Source organism: Microcystis sp. M_OC_Ca_00000000_C217Col (assembly GCF_007095585.1).
In the GTDB taxonomy this organism is placed as follows: domain Bacteria; phylum Cyanobacteriota; class Cyanobacteriia; order Cyanobacteriales; family Microcystaceae; genus Microcystis; species Microcystis panniformis.
This window is the reverse complement of sequence record NZ_SFBV01000303.1, coordinates 1-16,151: the sequence shown is the minus strand read 5'-3', so window position 1 is coordinate 16,151 and position 16,151 is coordinate 1. Positions and strand designations below refer to the sequence as shown.

16 protein-coding genes and 2 pseudogenes are annotated in these 16,151 nt (G+C 42.3%); 13 read left to right on the top strand and 5 right to left on the bottom strand.

Annotated features, from left to right (window positions below):
* The 5 genes from EWV66_RS19380 to EWV66_RS19360 form a co-directional block, all read left to right on the top strand.
* A partial coding sequence (locus EWV66_RS19380) for a transposase (RefSeq protein ID WP_287108292.1) occupies positions 1-267 on the top strand: 267 nt, incomplete at its 5' end.
* 504 nt (positions 268-771) lie between these two features.
* Positions 772-1,410: an ATP-dependent Clp endopeptidase proteolytic subunit ClpP gene (clpP, locus tag EWV66_RS19375; RefSeq protein ID WP_223210338.1), complete on the top strand. Its 639-nt coding sequence runs from the start codon at positions 772-774 to the stop codon at positions 1,408-1,410.
* A 213-nt stretch (positions 1,411-1,623) separates the two neighbouring features.
* The gene (locus EWV66_RS19370) at positions 1,624-2,085 is read left to right on the top strand and encodes a hypothetical protein (protein ID WP_052278566.1); all 462 of its coding nucleotides are present in this window, start codon (positions 1,624-1,626) and stop codon (positions 2,083-2,085) included.
* Between the two features lie 206 nt (positions 2,086-2,291).
* Positions 2,292-3,416, top strand: coding sequence for a tRNA guanosine(34) transglycosylase Tgt (tgt, locus tag EWV66_RS19365; protein WP_052278058.1), 1,125 nt, complete (start codon positions 2,292-2,294; stop codon positions 3,414-3,416).
* 50 nt (positions 3,417-3,466) lie between these two features.
* Positions 3,467-3,604 (top strand): photosystem II reaction center protein K, encoded by a 138-nt coding sequence (locus EWV66_RS19360; protein ID WP_002739211.1) that lies wholly within the window; start codon positions 3,467-3,469, stop codon positions 3,602-3,604.
* A gap of 335 nt (positions 3,605-3,939) precedes the next feature.
* Here the strand turns inward: EWV66_RS19360 and hetL are convergent, their stop codons facing one another.
* The 3 genes from hetL to EWV66_RS19345 form a co-directional block, all read right to left on the bottom strand.
* Entirely contained in the window at positions 3,940-4,602 is a 663-nt protein-coding gene (gene hetL, locus EWV66_RS19355; protein WP_052278059.1) for a heterocyst differentiation pentapeptide repeat protein HetL, read from the bottom strand.
* A gap of 52 nt (positions 4,603-4,654) precedes the next feature.
* On the bottom strand, positions 4,655-5,017 hold the full coding sequence (locus EWV66_RS19350; protein WP_002784230.1) for an ArsR/SmtB family transcription factor: 363 nt from the start codon (positions 5,015-5,017) through the stop codon (positions 4,655-4,657).
* A 197-nt stretch (positions 5,018-5,214) separates the two neighbouring features.
* Positions 5,215-6,225 (bottom strand): DUF6398 domain-containing protein, encoded by a 1,011-nt coding sequence (locus tag EWV66_RS19345; protein ID WP_052278060.1) that lies wholly within the window; start codon positions 6,223-6,225, stop codon positions 5,215-5,217.
* Positions 6,226-6,361: 136 nt separating this feature from the next.
* On the opposite strand from EWV66_RS19345, the gene gatA reads away from it, so the two are divergent.
* The 6 genes and pseudogenes from gatA (at position 6,362) to EWV66_RS19315 (ending at position 12,460) form a co-directional block, all read left to right on the top strand.
* Positions 6,362-7,813 carry an Asp-tRNA(Asn)/Glu-tRNA(Gln) amidotransferase subunit GatA gene (gene gatA, locus EWV66_RS19340; RefSeq protein ID WP_287108288.1) on the top strand — a complete coding sequence of 484 codons (1,452 nt, stop codon included), beginning with the start codon at positions 6,362-6,364 and terminating at the stop codon, positions 7,811-7,813.
* Positions 7,814-8,006: 193 nt separating this feature from the next.
* Positions 8,007-9,038, top strand: a complete 1,032-nt coding sequence (locus EWV66_RS19335) for a DUF559 domain-containing protein (protein WP_052278062.1) — start codon at positions 8,007-8,009, stop codon at positions 9,036-9,038.
* Positions 9,039-9,158: 120 nt separating this feature from the next.
* Positions 9,159-9,593, top strand: a pseudogene (locus tag EWV66_RS19330) (Rpn family recombination-promoting nuclease/putative transposase); the annotation flags it as partial.
* Positions 9,594-9,866: 273 nt separating this feature from the next.
* Positions 9,867-10,145: pseudogene (locus EWV66_RS19325) on the top strand (Rpn family recombination-promoting nuclease/putative transposase); the annotation flags it as partial.
* Between the two features lie 754 nt (positions 10,146-10,899).
* Complete coding sequence (locus tag EWV66_RS19320) at positions 10,900-11,103, top strand: DUF4164 family protein (protein ID WP_072927590.1); 204 nt, start codon at positions 10,900-10,902, stop codon at positions 11,101-11,103.
* 4 nt (positions 11,104-11,107) lie between these two features.
* Complete coding sequence (locus tag EWV66_RS19315; RefSeq protein WP_052278064.1) at positions 11,108-12,460, top strand: TIGR03279 family radical SAM protein; 1,353 nt, start codon at positions 11,108-11,110, stop codon at positions 12,458-12,460.
* A gap of 143 nt (positions 12,461-12,603) precedes the next feature.
* On the opposite strand, the gene EWV66_RS19310 is transcribed toward EWV66_RS19315, so the two are convergent.
* A complete protein-coding gene (locus tag EWV66_RS19310) occupies positions 12,604-13,398 on the bottom strand; it encodes an MlaE family lipid ABC transporter permease subunit (protein ID WP_002769219.1) in 795 nt (264 codons plus the stop codon).
* 186 nt (positions 13,399-13,584) lie between these two features.
* On the opposite strand from EWV66_RS19310, the gene EWV66_RS19305 reads away from it, so the two are divergent.
* A complete protein-coding gene (locus EWV66_RS19305; protein WP_052278065.1) occupies positions 13,585-14,769 on the top strand; it encodes a class I SAM-dependent rRNA methyltransferase in 1,185 nt (394 codons plus the stop codon).
* Here EWV66_RS19305 and EWV66_RS19300 read toward each other — a convergent pair.
* A complete protein-coding gene (locus EWV66_RS19300; RefSeq protein ID WP_072927585.1) occupies positions 14,736-15,146 on the bottom strand; it encodes a VOC family protein in 411 nt (136 codons plus the stop codon). The two genes, EWV66_RS19305 and EWV66_RS19300, sit on opposite strands and share 34 nt — an antisense overlap.
* A gap of 400 nt (positions 15,147-15,546) precedes the next feature.
* Between EWV66_RS19300 and EWV66_RS19295 the strand changes: the two genes are divergently transcribed.
* Positions 15,547-16,086 carry a hypothetical protein gene (locus EWV66_RS19295; protein WP_284525844.1) on the top strand — a complete coding sequence of 180 codons (540 nt, stop codon included), beginning with the start codon at positions 15,547-15,549 and terminating at the stop codon, positions 16,084-16,086.
* Positions 16,087-16,151: the final 65 nt, after the last annotated feature.

Below are 16,151 nucleotides of genomic sequence, written 5' to 3'. Positions count from 1 at the left end.
ATTTATGAAACCTCAGAGAATCCGACAGAAGGACTGCTATCTATCTCAGAATGGTTGGCAAAATCCTCCAGTGTTTTTACCAAGAGTTGTCAAACAATCCGAAACTGGTTTGGAGAAATAATTAGTTATTTCGAGCAAAGGACAACGAATGGGGTGGTCGAGGGAATCAACAATAAACTTAAACTAATAAAACGGCGAGGCTATGGCTTGAGAAACTTTCGGAATTTTTGGGTTAGAAGTATGTTGTCTTGGCATCTTGTCTGTTGATTTAGCATAAAGAGTAACGAAGAGCCATAGTTTTTTCATTATCTCACGCTTTGGTTGAGGAATTTTTGAGTATTTATACTTAGTTACTCTTTGCCCTTGTTTGTAACTTTTTATGTTACAAACTGAAGTGCGGAATGTAGGTTTTATCATCTGTGGACGACCAAACAATCCTATCAAGATCTGGGAGCAGATGATTACGAACAACAGTAAGTAGTCATGCAAAATTAATTACCTGCCCGATCGAGCTAAAACCCTTACGGGGCAATGATCGTCATGTGTAAATAATTTTGCCTAGGTACTTATCGTCAACGGGTCATCAACAATCTCTCGAAAAAGGCGCAATCCCTTGGCTTTCAACTGGTTGAGGCTTCCTCAGCCTGAGTTAAGTTTCTGGAGAGTTATCAGATGTGAGTTTTCAGTTGACTGATTACTGACTACTGTTCACTGTTCACTGAAAATATTTCCCAATTCCCCTAATCCCTATCCCCCATTCCCTAAGTTACAATCAAAAAACCAACCGCAGCAGCAAGACAAGAAAGCGCAATGATTCCTACCGTTATTGAAACCACAGGCCGGGGCGAACGCGCCTTCGATATCTACTCCCGACTACTCCGGGAAAGAATCGTCTTTTTGGGACAAGAAGTAACCAGCGACCTGGCTAACCTAATTGTCGCCCAATTACTCTTTCTAGAAGCAGAAGACCCCGAAAAAGATATTTACTTGTATATCAACTCCCCTGGGGGTTCCGTTTCGGCTGGATTAGGGATTTTTGACACCATGAATCAAATCCGTCCCGATGTCAGCACCATTTGTATTGGTTTAGCCGCCAGTATGGGGGCTTTTCTCCTCAGTGCCGGCAAACCGGGCAAAAGAATGAGCCTACCCAACTCGCGGATCATGATTCACCAACCCCTCGGCGGCGCCCAAGGTCAGGCCACCGATATCGAAATTCAGGCCAAAGAAATTCTCTATCTCAAACAATTACTCAATCAACACCTAGCTAGTCATACCGGTAAACCTCTCGACCTCATCGCCGAGGATACGGAAAGGGATTTCTTTATGTCCGCCGAAGAGGCTCTAGACTATGGTTTAATCGATCAAGTGATCGATCGCAGTCCTTCCGCTTCCAACCCTCCCCAGTAATAATCATGATCGGGTAGGCCCTGTCTACCCAAATTTTTGTAAATATTTAGTAAGCAGAAATTAATCATCGATCATCGTTATTAATCTTAAGTAACAGTGAAAAGTTCTAGCGGATTGGGTTAAGATCGAGACGTAACCCGAAAAAAATTGCAACAGGAATCGGTAGAAACACCCGGTGGGTTATTAACGGAAATTTTTTTACTGGCAATCCCTATGAACTATCATCCGCCCTCACAGCCCCTGCCCGCCCCCTGTATTATTGATTCTGGCGTGGTCATCGCTAAAGAAGATATGCGTCGTCTCCTCGATGATATCGGACGAGTTCGCTACATCCATAGTCTCGATGGGGTGATTCAGAGTGAAGGGGAGGGATGGATAGTGGAAGTTTTCGCCGATTATCAGCAAAGCACCCTAGTCGCTAACTACAGTCTTTATCTGAATACCTATAGCTTCGATTATCTGCGTTTAACCCGCTCTCCCGACGGTGAAACCTATTTTGATCTGGTCCAAGACAATCGGCAATTACGGCTGATTCCCCTGAGTAATCCACTGCAAGACCCCGATATGAAAGCCCGTCTCAATGCTGATACCCTCGAAGCCATGGTTACTCAGGTACTCTCCGCTAAGTGGGATGTGCAGTTTGAAGACGAAGACGACAACGATTGCCCCTTTTAGGCAGTGAGCAGAAATACTGGTTACTAATAACAAGGGCCGAATCTAAAACCTAATTGGTTAAGCTAAAAGCTTTGATGTGCTTAGTTTCTAACCTTCTTTTTAGGTAGGAGAATTGCCAGATTCTGTCTTTTACCTCTTGCCTTCAGAAGCTGATAACTGATAACTGATAACTGATAACTGATAACTGATAACTGATAACTGAAACAGTGGGATTTTCCTTTGAATTAATCGGCCAGTGTCCCCAAACTGGTGCGCGGGTTGGGGTTTGGCATACTCCCCACGGACCGGTAGAAACACCCCGTTTTATGCCCGTGGGAACTTTGGCCACGGTGAAAGGTTTGACCCCCGCTCAAATCGCCAGCACGGGAGCGCAAATGATTCTCGCTAATACCTATCACCTGCATCTGCAGCCGGGAGAAAGTATCATCGAGAAAGCGGGAGGTTTACACGAGTTTATGGCGTGGAACCAGCCAATATTAACAGATTCGGGTGGATTTCAGGTATTTAGCCTTAGTCAACTCCGGCAAATTAAAGAGTCGGGAGTCACCTTTCGATCGCCTCGGGACGGTAGAATAATCGAAATTACGCCGGAAAAATCGATTCAGATTCAAAATGCCCTCGGTGCTGATGTGATTATGGCCTTCGATGAATGTCCCCCCACGGGAGTCAGTCATGAGACCATGAAAGCATCCATAGAACGCACCTATCGCTGGTTAGAGCGCTGTCTGACGGCCCATCAACGACCTCAAGAACAGGCTTTATTCGCCATAGTACAAGGGGGAATTTATGAGGATTTACGGGCAGCGGCGGCGGAATCTTTAGTAAAACTCGATTTGCCTGGTTATGCTATCGGGGGCGTGAGTGTGGGGGAAGAAACGAGCCTAATTCATCGCATTGTCCAGATAACTGCCCCCTTACTCCCCGAAAATAAACCCCGTTACCTGATGGGAGTGGGAACCTATCGAGAAATGGCCAAGGCGATCGCTAGTGGCATAGATCTGTTTGATTGCGTCATTCCCACCCGTTTTGGTCGCCATGGCACGGCTTTGGTGCGGGGAGAGCGTTGGAACCTCAAAAATGCCCGTTTTAAGGAAGATTTCGCCCCTTTAGACGAGACTTGTCCCTGTTACACCTGTCAACACTTTAGCCGTGCCTATCTGAATCATTTAATTAAATCGGGGGAGATGTTGGGTTATATTCTCTTATCTCTGCACAATATCGCCGAATTAATCAGATTTACCCGTGAAATTCGTCAATCTATCCTAGGGGGGACTTTTGCCCAAGATTTTGCCCCTTGGCTTGAGGATGCCGTAGATGTTACCCCAACGTGATAAAATTTCAGCAAACGTTTGAAAATTTTCTTGTCAAGGTAGATAGAGAGATGGAAACTGCACTTTTGTTCGCCAAATTGCCAGAAGCATACCAAATTTTCGACCCCCTAGTCGATGTCTTGCCCCTGATTCCCCTATTTTTCCTCTTGCTGGCCTTTGTTTGGCAAGCATCCGTCGGTTTTAAATAAATCGACCCTTAATTATCAGTTATCAGTGAGCAGTTATCAGTTATCAGTGAGCAGTTATCAGTTATCAGTGAGCAGTTATCAGCTTCTGAAAGCAAGAGGCAAGAGGCAAGAGGCAAAAGACAGAATCTGACAATTCTCCTACCTAAAAAGAAGGTTAGAAACTAAGCACATCAAAGCTTTTAGCTTAACCAATTAGGTCTGAGATTCGGCCTTTGTTATCAGATTTGAGTTTTAAGTGAGTGGTATTAAGTGAGGAGTACGAAATGACATTAACACTGCTGTCTTTTCACTGTTTACTGATTACTGTTTACTGATTACTGAAAAAGCTTCCCAGATTAAAACAAAGTCCCGGTTAAATCAGCACCAGTTAAGTCCACATCTTCTAAAATTGCCCCGCGCAAATCAGCATAACTGAGATCCGCACCCCGGAAACTGGCCCCGGTGAGATCGGTGATAAATCCGTCTCTTTCGGGACTAGCACGAAAATTAACCCGGCAAAGTCGGCAATTAGCCAAATTAGCTCGATATAACAGGGAGCCGCTCAGATTAGCATAGTTGAGATCGGCTCCGCAAAAGTTAGTTTTGCCTAAGTCCGTGCGTTGGTCGGAAGTGGAGCGAAAATCGGCATCGATTAATAGGGCCTGCTGGAGATTAGCACTGTTGAGATTAACACCGTTTAAGACGGCTTTGGTTAAATAAGTGGCTTCTAAATTGGCTTCGATCAGATTAGCCCCGCTTAAGTCCGCATCTCGTAAACAAGCTCGATAAAAGTCCACTTGACTTAAATCTGCTCCCCAGAGAATCGCCTCACTTAAATCCGCTTCTCTCAGCATCGATCGCGCGAGGCGTATTTTTCCTAACCGGGCCTGTCGCAAATCTGCACGGCAAAAATTGACTCCTGGGAGGGAAATATTAGTTAAGTCGCCTTCCCGCAAATTAATCCCCCCAAAATCTCTTTCTCCCTCCCGATAACGTTGACAAAGTTCTTCTACGAGCATGGAAATTTTTCCTTATCATAATTGAGGCAAAATGTCAAGGATTTGGTGATTTTTATTTAGGGAGATGGAAAGCTGGCAGACTCTCGAATTCTCTGGCCCGTTGACGCATTTGCTGACTAATGCGATCGCAAACCACCTGACAGAGATCATAGATCACAGGGTCGGTAATTTGATAGTAAACGCTGACTCCTTGGGGTTGTCGCGAGATAATTCCCGCTTGGGTTAAAGCTTTCAGGTGTTTGGAGAGATTAGCCTGACCTAGTCCGGTCGCTTCAGCGATTTCTTTACCATTCATCGCGCCTAATTGCAAGCAACTGAGAATCTGTAGGCGACTGACTTCCGACAGGACTTTGAAATAGTCCGCCACCGAAGCGAGGACGAGGCTAGAGGTTTGGGGGGAGAAACTGTCTAACATGGGTAGGTAATAAAGTGACCAGTTAAAAAGGCTGACAATAGGTGATCGTTTAAAACTTTATAACTATTGACTACTATAGTTTAACTGGAAAGGTAACTAGAGTCTAGTCGGCAAACTCGATCGAGATTGGGTTATTCAGGAATCTACTGCTGCAAGAGTGCCGTCTAACTCCACCAACAGACTTTTTATCGCAAACCCTAACTATCACCGAGCATGGTAGTGATTAAGTTCCGGACAGTAGTGCTAGGATGGTTCTCTAAATTGCTTGGTAAAGCCCATTCTGAGTCAAGATAGGACATCTTCAGTAAATCTCTCACTTGTTTTGATTTAGCTTGTCCTGTACTTTGGGCAACCCCAAAAGCCTGATAAAGTTCTGTGGCCGAAATGTGGGGATTTTGAGTAGGATCGAAGAGAAAATTGACCATTCCTAGGGCGTGAGTAATGCCGGCAGCCCAGGAATTAGCCTTACCTTTTTCTAGGGGAGAGGGACGCTTACGAGCTAAAGTTGCGGTTAATTGGCGAATAAGTTGGGCGTATTCTTCATTAAGATATTGAGCGGCAAATTTATCGGTAATAGCGGTAATTTCTTGATATTTGGCCTGCATTGCCTTGGGAACATTTTCCGATTTAGGAACAGCTGGGGGCGTTTTTTTCGATGTTGCTGCCGCTTGCTGTTTGGCGCGTTGTTCAGCATTATATGTTTCTTGAAAAGCTGTTAAACCCTCCTGACTGGTGATATCAAAACCCTGCTGATGCGCTTGTAACAGGAGATTTTTCATAAAACCGCCACTGCTGGGATTGTTCATCAGTTGACCAAAGCGATCTCCTAATTGCTCTAAATATTTAATAATAGCCTTAGCCTGAGTTAATTTATATTCTCGTCCCAAAAATTGCCAAAAACTAATTAATTCAGGGATAGCATCTTCGGTTTCCGTCGGATCGAGGACAGTAATTTTGCGTGGTAAAATCTTCTCCATTAAGATCTGCACATCTGCCTTAGTCATGGTAGCCAGGGTATAACCTTCATAGAGATAGCCCAACTCGACAAAGGTAGCAATCCAACCACAACCTTCTTGTTTTTCTTGATAATAGGCTTCTCCCTCTGGCGAATTGATATATTCTTCGATCGCTCCAGTAATATAATCTTCTAATAAGGGTTCGGCTTCATCGTAGTCTAAATTATCTAATTGTCGGATATTAAAAGTCATAACTGTAGGTTTTCCTCCCAGGCTTTCCCTTAATTTTAGGAGATTAGCTGACCGACAGCCAAACTGACGCTAAAATAGTCTTTGCTGTCTGGGGTTGTTGCTTGCTCCTGACGGTGGTTGTAACCGGTAACTGAACATGACTTCGATTCGTCAACTGCATCAACAACTCGTCAATAAAGAAAAAACAGCCGTCGAAATCGCCACAGAATTTCTCGCTCGTATTCAAGTGATCGAACCACAAGTAAAAAGCTTTCTCCATTTAACCCCGGATTTAGCCCTCGCACAAGCCCAAAAAGTGGACGAGAAAATCGCCAGAGGTGAATCTCTGCATCCCTTGGCAGGTATTCCCATCGCATTAAAAGATAATCTCTGCACCAAGGGTATCCCCACCACCTGCGCTTCTCGGATTTTAGAGAATTTTGTCCCCCCCTACGAGTCCACCGTTACCCAAAAATTACGGGATTTAGGGGCAGTTATCGTCGGTAAAACCAATTTAGACGAGTTTGCCATGGGAAGTTCCACGGAAAACTCTGGTTATCACGTTACTGCTAATCCTTGGGATTTATCCCGGGTGCCGGGGGGATCTTCGGGGGGTTCGGCTGCGGCTGTGGCCGCTCAAGAATGCGTGGTCGCCCTAGGATCGGATACTGGGGGGTCAATCCGTCAACCGGCTTCGTTTTGTGGCGTTGTTGGGCTAAAACCGACCTATGGCTTGGTTTCTCGCTTTGGTTTGGTGGCTTACGCTTCTTCTCTCGATCAGATCGGTCCCTTTGGTCGTACCGTGGAAGATGCGGCGATTTTATTACAAGCGATCGCAGGTTACGATCCCCAAGATTCTACCAGTCTCAATCTGCCGATTCCCGACTATAGCCAATTCCTGAAAACCAGTTTAAAAGGGTTAAAAATTGGCGTAATTAAGGAAACTTTCGGGGAAGGGTTGGATCAGGTGGTTGCCGAGGCAGTTAATCAAGCTTTAGAGCAGTTAAAGGCCCTCGGTGCTACGATTAAAGAGATTTCCTGTCCCCGTTTCCGTTACGGATTGCCCACCTACTACATTATCGCCCCCTCGGAGGCATCGGCGAATTTAGCCCGCTACGATGGGGTTAAATACGGTATTCGGGAAGATGCCGATAGTTTGATTGATATGTACACTAAGACTCGCGCTCAGGGTTTTGGTGCGGAAGTTAAGCGCCGGATTATGTTGGGAACCTATACCCTCTCGGCGGGTTATTATGATGCTTATTACCTGAAAGCACAAAAAGTCAGGACTTTGATCAAAGAGGATTTCGATCGAGCTTTTCAATCGGTAGATGTGTTGGTTTCTCCCACTTCACCGACCACAGCTTTTAAAGCCGGGGAAAAAACGGCGGACCCTCTGAGTATGTATTTATCGGATTTAATGACTATTCCCGTCAATTTAGCTGGTTTACCCGGGTTAAGTCTTCCCTGCGGTTTTGATGGGCAAGGTTTGCCAATTGGTTTACAATTAGTCGGTAATGTGCTGCGCGAAGATCAATTATTCCACGTCGCCCACGCCTACGAACAGGCCACCGATTGGCACAAACGTCAACCATCTTTTACAAATTGATACAATTGCCGGTGGCTATCTTTTGCCGGTAGCCAAATAGTAGGGTGGGTTAGGCGATGACAAATGAGACAGTTAAGCAACTAATAAGGTATTCGCCATAACCCACCAATCTGTTGATTTTGATCCTAATACTGAATTGCTAGAATTTGGTATTGTATGTATCGGTGATTTCTCGGAAAGTTGATGTGTCTCTATGAATATATATCTAGATTTATTAAAGAGTGAGTTTCGACAATTTTGCTTAGAATATAGATATTATATTGATCAAATAGATAGTTGGTTTACGGAGGCGGGATTTGATAAATACGAGCCTCGTGCATCTACGCGCCTAGAGCAATTGAATGGATACTACTCAAAGATTGATTGGGAAAATCAAAACGATATTCAGAAATTTCTGAAAGTAATTGAATCAATACTTTTATACAAAAGTTATTATATTAAGGAAGAGCATAAGCAAACTTTAAGAGAAATTTGTAAAAAAAGTGGTTTGGAAGTTGATATTAATGGCTACACAATTCATTTAACCAAAAAACTAGGACATCAAAATATCAAAAATATTATTTTTGCCTCTAATTCTTTTAAACCAGAAATTATTTTTTCAGATTCACTTAGCAATGATATTGAAATTACGAAGTATAAAGAATCCTGTTTGATCTATGATAAGCCGATTCAAAGTCATGGATTATTATGGATAGAGTTAATTGATTGGTGGAAAGAGTATAAAAAAATTATTAGCTGGTCAAATTCAGAAGCGGCAGCTCCTCTTTACAAACGACTTAAAGAATCCTTGCAAAATAATGGAGTAGAATCTAGATTTTTTGACACTTACTATAACAACGAGCAATTATGTCGTCGTTGGGGTGAAAATTCGCCCGCTCTACTGCCACAAGTTTATTTACATTATGATCCCTATACTATCAAAGAACTCAAAAGATATAACAATGGGAGAAGATTGATAAGACAACGTATGGATTTTTTATTATTATTGCCAAAATCAAAAAGAATTGTTATCGAGATTGATGGTAAACAACATTATGCTGATGGAGAATATGCGAAGCCTCAGCTTTATGCAGAAATGGTAGCTGAAGATAGAAAGTTAAAATTGCTAGGTTATGAAGTTTATCGATTTGGAGCTTCTGAAATTATGCAAGAAACCTATGAGTGTATAGTAGTAGATTTTTTCCAAAAACTTTTTGATTTTTATGATATAAACCTTGATTTTTGAAGAATAAGAATAGGGTGGATTTGATGGTTCTTATAATTATAGCCTAAAGTAGGATTACGGAAGGGTCATGCTTGGTGCTGAGTTTAATTGCCTTCCATATATTGAAGTAAAACTTTGTTTATTAGGGTTTTACAGTTAATCATAGCACCAACCGCAAGAGCGATCGAGCAAGGAAAACAATTAATTCCACGGATTAGAGAAGAGTTGCCTAAGCTCAAACAACAGCAAGAACTTTTAGAATTGATAGAGACAATCTTGGTTTATAAGTTACCCCAAGTCAGTAGAAAGGAGATAGAAGCGATGTTTAGTTTAAGCGATTTAAAACAAACTAAAGTTTATCAGGAAGCTTTAGAGGAAGGTAGAGAGGAAGGTAGAGAGGAAGGCAGAGAGGAAGGTAGAGAGGAAGGTAGAGAGGAAGGCCGACAAGAAGGCGAATTAGCGGCAAAATTAGCCTCTATTCCTCGTTTATTGGCATTAGGATTAAACTTTGAACAGATAGCACAGGCTTTAGAATTAGATATCGAACAGGTTAGACAAGCAACTCAAAGGGAATAGGAAAGGTTCAAAGCGATCGCACTAAGGTTAGATAGCGTATCATGCTAAACGACTTTTGTGCTATAGCAGAGAGACTAGCTGTGTCATCATTAGACATCTCCGAAAACGCAGGGACAATTCATGAATTTTACTCCAAAAATGTAGGGACAATTCATGAATTGTCCCTACCAAGGGTTTCAGATTACGCATATTTAATTTTCGGAAATATCTATTCTCTATCATCTGGGATTATTGGCATATCTGTAATGATTTGATGGCAGGGAAAACAATTAATTGATAGAGACAATCTTGGTTTATAAGTTACCCCAAGTCAGTAGAAAGGAGATAGAAGCGATGTTTAGTTTAAGTGATTTAAAACAAACTAAAGTGTATCAGGAAGCTTTAGAAGAAGGTAGAGAAGAAGGTAGAGAGGAGGGCCGACAAGAAGGTGAATTAGCGGCAAAATTAGCCTCTATTCCTCGTTTATTGGCATTAGGATTAAACTTTGAACAGATAGCACAAGCTTTAGAATTATATATCGAACAGGTTAGACAAGCAACTCAAAGGGAATAGGAAAGGTTCAAAGCGATCGCACTAAGGTTAGATAGCGTATCATGCTAAACGACTTTTGTACTATAGCAGAGAGACTAGCTGTGTCATCATTAGACATCTCCGAAAACGCAGGGACAATTCATGAATTTTACTCCAAAAATGTAGGGACAATTCATGAATTGTCCCTACCAACGGTTTCAGATTACGCATATTTAATTTTCGGAAATATCTATTCTCTATCATCATTTCTTAAAACAATTATCCCATTTTTGTATATATCCGTAAATCCGCCAGTTGCTATACACGGACTACCGACTTGCCATTGATTATTAATTGGCATTACTTGTTTAAATATTGTCATAGATCCAGTGAGAGTATTAACTGGACTAGCTATTACTGCTTACTGCATGGCAACCAACAAAAATGTGGACAAAGCTTTAATCATATACAACTTCAAAACTAATACAAATATTCCACAACGCCTTATTGTATTTTTACTGAAAATTTTTTATAACATTTTTAAATTATGTACGTTATAACTATTAAGATTATTAAACTAATCTTAGTATTTTAGTATTAATTACTTTTTTGTTGGTGTTATAATATTTTTAACTTTATTTAAATAAAAGTCATGCAAAAAATACAAGTGATTCCAAGAAAAGGTAGTTCCAATTAATCTTAACCCCTAATAGGGATTGAAACTTGCAGGCAAAAATCAGCGATACTGATATTGAGATCACGATGGTGAATCCAGAAGAGATAAAGGAGACAGAAAATGGCTAACGAAACCGTCACTTATTCCCTAGAAGCAGTTCTGACAAGGATTGAGGGGAAAATTGACTCTCTGGAAAAACGGATCGATGACAGATTTGATCAGGTAGATAAGAGATTTGATAAGATAGAAGAACGGTTGACGAAAGTGAGATGCTCCCCAAAGACTCTCTGGGAAATGCAGTTAAATAATTGGATGGCGACCTAAAAATATGAGTGAATTAACTATTCGTCCAGCTAAAATTACTGGTGTCATCCCAGATTCGATCGCCGCCGAGGTGGGTTTTGAAATCGGGGATGCGCTCGTCTCTATCAATGGTAATCGTCCCCGGGACTTAATCGATTATCAATTTTTATGTGCCGATGAATTTTTAACCCTAGAAGTGCTTGATAGTCAGGGCAAAACTCATCAAGTAAAAATCGAAAAAGATTATCATGAAGACTTAGGTTTAGAGTTTGAAACTGCCCTTTTTGATGGCTTAATTCAGTGTAATAATAAATGTCCTTTTTGCTTTATAGATCAACAACCAGAGGGCAAAAGAGAAACTTTATACTATAAAGATGATGACTATCGCTTAAGTTTTCTCTATGGCAGTTATTTAACCTTAACTAATCTCACCTCAAAAGAATGGCAGCGGATCGAAAAGATGCGAATATCACCGCTTTTTGTGTCCGTTCATGCCACGGAACCCGATCTGAGGATTCGTCTCTTAAAAAATCCCCGCGCTGGTCAAATTTTAGACCATTTAAAATGGCTACAAGCCAGACAATTACAAATTCATGCCCAAGTGGTAGTTTGTCCCAATATTAATGATGGCATTCATCTCGAAAGAACCCTGTTAGATCTGGTTTCTTTTCATCGGGGGGATATTCCCTGTGTGGAGTCGGTTGCCGTAGTTCCCGTGGGATTAACCCGCTTTCGTCCCCAAGAAGATCAATTAATTCCCGTTAGCCAAGAAAAAGCGCGAGAAGTGATTGAACAAGTCCAAACTTTACAGAAACAATTTCGTCAAGAATTTGGCAGTAATGTGGTGTGGTTAGCCGATGAATGGTTTTTAATTGCCCGAGTCGATTTACCCCCTCAATCTCACTACGAAGACTATCCCCAAATCGGTAACGGAGTTGGCTCGATTCGTCAATTTATTAGGGATTTCCAGAAGACAGCCAAGAAGTTATTACCTGCTCAAATTACTCCATCTAGACGGTTAATATGGGTAGTGGGAAATGCGGTAGAACAAGCTTTTCAACCCCTAGTTCAACAGTTAAATAAGGTGCGGGGTTTAACCGTGGAATTAGTGACTTTAAATAGTGATTATTGGGGGCAGGAAATCACGGTTACGGGTTTATTAACCGGGCAAGATCTTCTCAAAGGATTACAAGGTAAAAATCTTGGGGATGGGGTTTTATTACCCTCCCTCATGCTCAAGCATGGGGAAGCGGTATTTTTAGATGATCTCACCCTAGAAACTGTTATTAATCAGTTAGGAGTCCCTATTTATCCAGTTCTGGGAGTGGAGGAATTAATTAAAACTTGTCTTACTCTCAATCCCTTCAACAAATCCTAATCTTGAGAATAGATAATTATCAGTAATCGGTGATCATATTTGAGTTTTTAGTGAGCGGTATTAGGTATTAGATATTAGGTATTAAGTAGAAAATTGCCGTTTTCTTGGCACTGATAACTGATAACTGATAACTGATAACTGTCTTAGCCGATTTCCACATTACCAGTCCCTTGAAACATCAGCCAAGAGAGGAAAAAATTAGCCACAAAAATCGCTAATAAAGAAGTTACCACAGCCGTGGTAGTAGATTGACCAACTCCTTTAGCACCGCCGGTGGTGGTTAAACCCCAACTGCAGCCGATAATAGCAATTAAAATCCCAAAAATAAGGGACTTGAACATAGAACTAATTAAATCCCATGTTTCCAGAAAATTTTGGGCTGATTGTAAGAATAGGGAATAGGAAATACCGTAAAGACTATCAGAAATCAATAAACCACCGAGTAATCCCGTGACTAAAGAGATAATAGTGAGCAGGGGTAACATTAAACTACAGGCAATCACCCGGGGAATGACCAAATAATCGATCGGATCGGTTTTTAAAATATATAAAGCGTCAATTTGTTCTGTTACTCGCATTGTACCAATTTCGGCGGCAAAAGCCGAGCCAACTCTCCCCGCCACCACCACCGCGGTTAAAACCGGGGCTAATTCCCTGGTTAAAGCCAAGGAAAGGACTCCCCCAACAAAACTACCCGCCCCAAAAAAAATAAATTCTCTGGCTACCTGAATAGTGAAAACCATACCCACAAAAGCAGCAGTAATTAGGGCAATTGTCAAGGATTCTGGTCCAACAATACTCATTTGTTCCAGAGTATTACGCCGGTGGATTTTGCCATTAAGAATATGTAAAAAAGTTTGTCCCGCTAATAAACCGGCAGCCCCCAAACGTTGGAACCATAAACTTAAACCACCGGCAGCATCACTTTTTCTTGGCATTTGTCGAGGGAATATCGCTAAAATCTAACTTATTATAGGCGAGAATTCCCTCTAATTATCCCTCGATTGTGGGGACTTGCTTTGATGCCACTCGATCGAGGGATAAGAAACTGTGGTTTTGCGCTGCTGGCAGGGGATAATAGAATTGTCTAGTAGCCGTCAGCTATCAACCCTGATTCTTTATCCATGCCAGATTTAGCGAAAATTATCCTGAGAAACCATAAAATTGATGCTGTTAAACGATTCCATCCTTGGATATTTTCCGGGGCGATTAAAGAGATGGAGGGAGAAGTCAAAGAGGGTGCTATCGTGGAGGTTTATAGCGATCGAGGCGAATATCTAGCCACTGGACTGTATAATCCTAGCAATATTGCCGTTAAAATTCTTTCTTTCCCAAAAGTCAGCGATATTGCTCAATTATTTCTCGAAAAATTCCAGAATGCCTATCAGCTGCGGCAACAAATCGGTTTAGTGGATAACCCGAAAACTAACTGTTATCGTTTAATTAACGCTGAAGGGGACGGTTTACCCAGCTTAATCGTCGATTGGTACAATGGCACGGCGGTTATTCAAGCTTATTCCCTAGCTTTATACCAACGTCTCGATCTGATTGTCGATTGCCTGAAAACTATCTACGCTGACAATTTACGGGCAGTTTACGATAAAAGTGCCGCAGTTTTGGCGAAAAGCGCCCATATCTCCGAGAATAAATACTTATTTGGTCAAAAAACCGGCGATGAGGTGTTAGAATCCGGCCATCGCTTTATTATTGATTGGGAAAAAGGACAAAAAACGGGATTTTTCCTCGATCAAAGGGAAAATAGAGCAATATTGACCCAATATTGCCAGAATAAACGGGTTTTAAACACTTTTTGTTACTCTGGCGGCTTTTCCGTCTATGCTATGCAAGCGGGGGCTGCCCTAGTCGATTCCGTTGATAGTTCTCACGGTGCGATCGATCTTACCGAAAAAAATATCGCCCTGAATAATCTCAGCGAAGTTCCCCATCAATCCTACAGCACCGATGTTTTTAACTTTCTGCGCGACTGTGAGGAGGATTACGATCTGATTGTTCTCGATCCCCCCGCTTTTGCCAAAAGTATCCAATCCCGTCATCAGGCGGTTATGGCTTATAAAAGATTAAATCACCAAGCTTTCCAGAAAATTCGCCCCCAAGGTATTATTTTCACCTTTTCCTGTTCCCAAGTGGTTAACGAAGAACATTTTCAGGGGGCTGTCATGGCGGCAGCCATTGAATCGGCTCGCCCAGTGCGAATTTTAGCACGTTTAAGCCAACCAGCCGACCATCCCACCAGTATCTATCACTCGGAAGGTTCCTACCTGAAAGGATTGGTTTTAGCGGTGGATTGATGGAAAATTAAACGATTACCATCGGGATCATAGATGTAGATTTCCAGACCGTGGGAAGCTTGGCTAATTTCTCCCCTAGCACCATAGCCGATTTCGCTCCAATGCTCAAGGGCTTTTTCGAGACTCTCCACCTCGAAACAAATGCTCATGCCACTGCCCCTAGAATCGCTAAATTCCTCTCTGTGGGACTCTTTAGGGCAAAAAAGACATAATTTAAGGTTAATCAGCCTAAATTCTGCATAAACGGCGGCAAGGTAGGGCTTTGGTTCCTGTTGCAACAGTTGACGATAAAACTGTACCGAGCGATCGAAATTACTCGTGCCTAGGGCAATAAAAGCCTCTGTGTAATTGAATGGACTATCGGGGGGGTTATTCATTGGGTTTGGGGATTAGGAGAGGGGAGCAAGTCCTGTGGGGGCGAAGCATTCGGGCATAACCTATCGCTGAAACCGTAGATTTCCTATCCGAGATATGCTTCTCGCCCCTACTTTTTCAGCATACCCTACCTAGGGCTGGCTGAATAAATCTAAAAACCTTGTTGGATAAGGCTTTTAGACTTTTTTCCCCTGAAAAAGTCCTGACCATTGGAGTGATCGGGGGTAAAATTCCTGGACTTTTTCCCTGAAAATTAGGTAACTGACTACCTCAAAATCGGTAAAACCCCACACCCCACACCCCACACCCCTTACAGGTGTAGGTTTATTACAAAGAGGTGAGTAGTCACACACAAGAGTGAGAAAATCAAGCTAGAGATTCAGAGGAGCATCGTGAAAGACAATGCTAAACAACAAATATCTCAAGCAGTGGTCGTGCATAGTTTCAGAGCATCTACCTCATTTGTCAATACCGCAAGCTATCGGATTGGCGACTTGGAGTTTTGGCATGGTCATGACCAAATCGAGCAGCTTGACTCAGGTGTCGAGATTTATTGGCGCAGTCAACGAGGAAAAACCTAACACGGTCAGGCAGAGGCTGAAAGAATGGTATGAGGAAGGGAAGGCGAAAAAAGGGGAAAAGCGCAGCACTCTTGAGGTAAGCAGTTGTTTTGCACCTTTGTTAATGTGGGTAATTAGTTTATTGCCTGTAAGTATAGAAAAAATGGCCTTAGCACTGGATGCCACCACTATTGGCAATAAATTCGTAGTTTTGTCGATTAATGTCTTGCTGGCGGGCTGTGGGATTCCCATAGCTTGGTGTATCGTCAAAGCCAATGAACCAGGAAGTGGTCAACCATACTGGCAAAAACTGATCAGACAGCTCAAAGAAGCAGTTCCTACTGGTTGGACTGTGATTGTGCCTGCCGACCGAGGCTTATAAGCGCCTTGGCTCTATCAAGTGATTGTCGAAGCCGGCTGGCATCCGTTTTTACGCATTAACCATCA

Bases quoted from the DNA above. Each gene is read 5' to 3' on its own strand.
- EWV66_RS19370 (WP_052278566.1), top strand. From the start codon at position 1,624: ATGAACTATCATCCGCCCTCACAGCCCCTGCCCGCCCCCTGTATTATT.
- EWV66_RS19360 (WP_002739211.1), top strand. From the start codon at position 3,467: ATGGAAACTGCACTTTTGTTCGCCAAATTGCCAGAAGCATACCAAATT.
- hetL (WP_052278059.1), bottom strand. From the start codon at position 4,602: ATGCTCGTAGAAGAACTTTGTCAACGTTATCGGGAGGGAGAAAGAGAT.
- EWV66_RS19350 (WP_002784230.1), bottom strand. From the start codon at position 5,017: ATGTTAGACAGTTTCTCCCCCCAAACCTCTAGCCTCGTCCTCGCTTCG.
- EWV66_RS19345 (WP_052278060.1), bottom strand. From the start codon at position 6,225: ATGACTTTTAATATCCGACAATTAGATAATTTAGACTACGATGAAGCC.
- gatA (WP_287108288.1), top strand. From the start codon at position 6,362: ATGACTTCGATTCGTCAACTGCATCAACAACTCGTCAATAAAGAAAAA.
- EWV66_RS19335 (WP_052278062.1), top strand. From the start codon at position 8,007: ATGAATATATATCTAGATTTATTAAAGAGTGAGTTTCGACAATTTTGC.
- EWV66_RS19320 (WP_072927590.1), top strand. From the start codon at position 10,900: ATGGCTAACGAAACCGTCACTTATTCCCTAGAAGCAGTTCTGACAAGG.
- EWV66_RS19315 (WP_052278064.1), top strand. From the start codon at position 11,108: ATGAGTGAATTAACTATTCGTCCAGCTAAAATTACTGGTGTCATCCCA.
- EWV66_RS19310 (WP_002769219.1), bottom strand. From the start codon at position 13,398: ATGCCAAGAAAAAGTGATGCTGCCGGTGGTTTAAGTTTATGGTTCCAA.
- EWV66_RS19305 (WP_052278065.1), top strand. From the start codon at position 13,585: ATGCCAGATTTAGCGAAAATTATCCTGAGAAACCATAAAATTGATGCT.
- EWV66_RS19300 (WP_072927585.1), bottom strand. From the start codon at position 15,146: ATGAATAACCCCCCCGATAGTCCATTCAATTACACAGAGGCTTTTATT.
- EWV66_RS19295 (WP_284525844.1), top strand. From the start codon at position 15,547: ATGCTAAACAACAAATATCTCAAGCAGTGGTCGTGCATAGTTTCAGAG.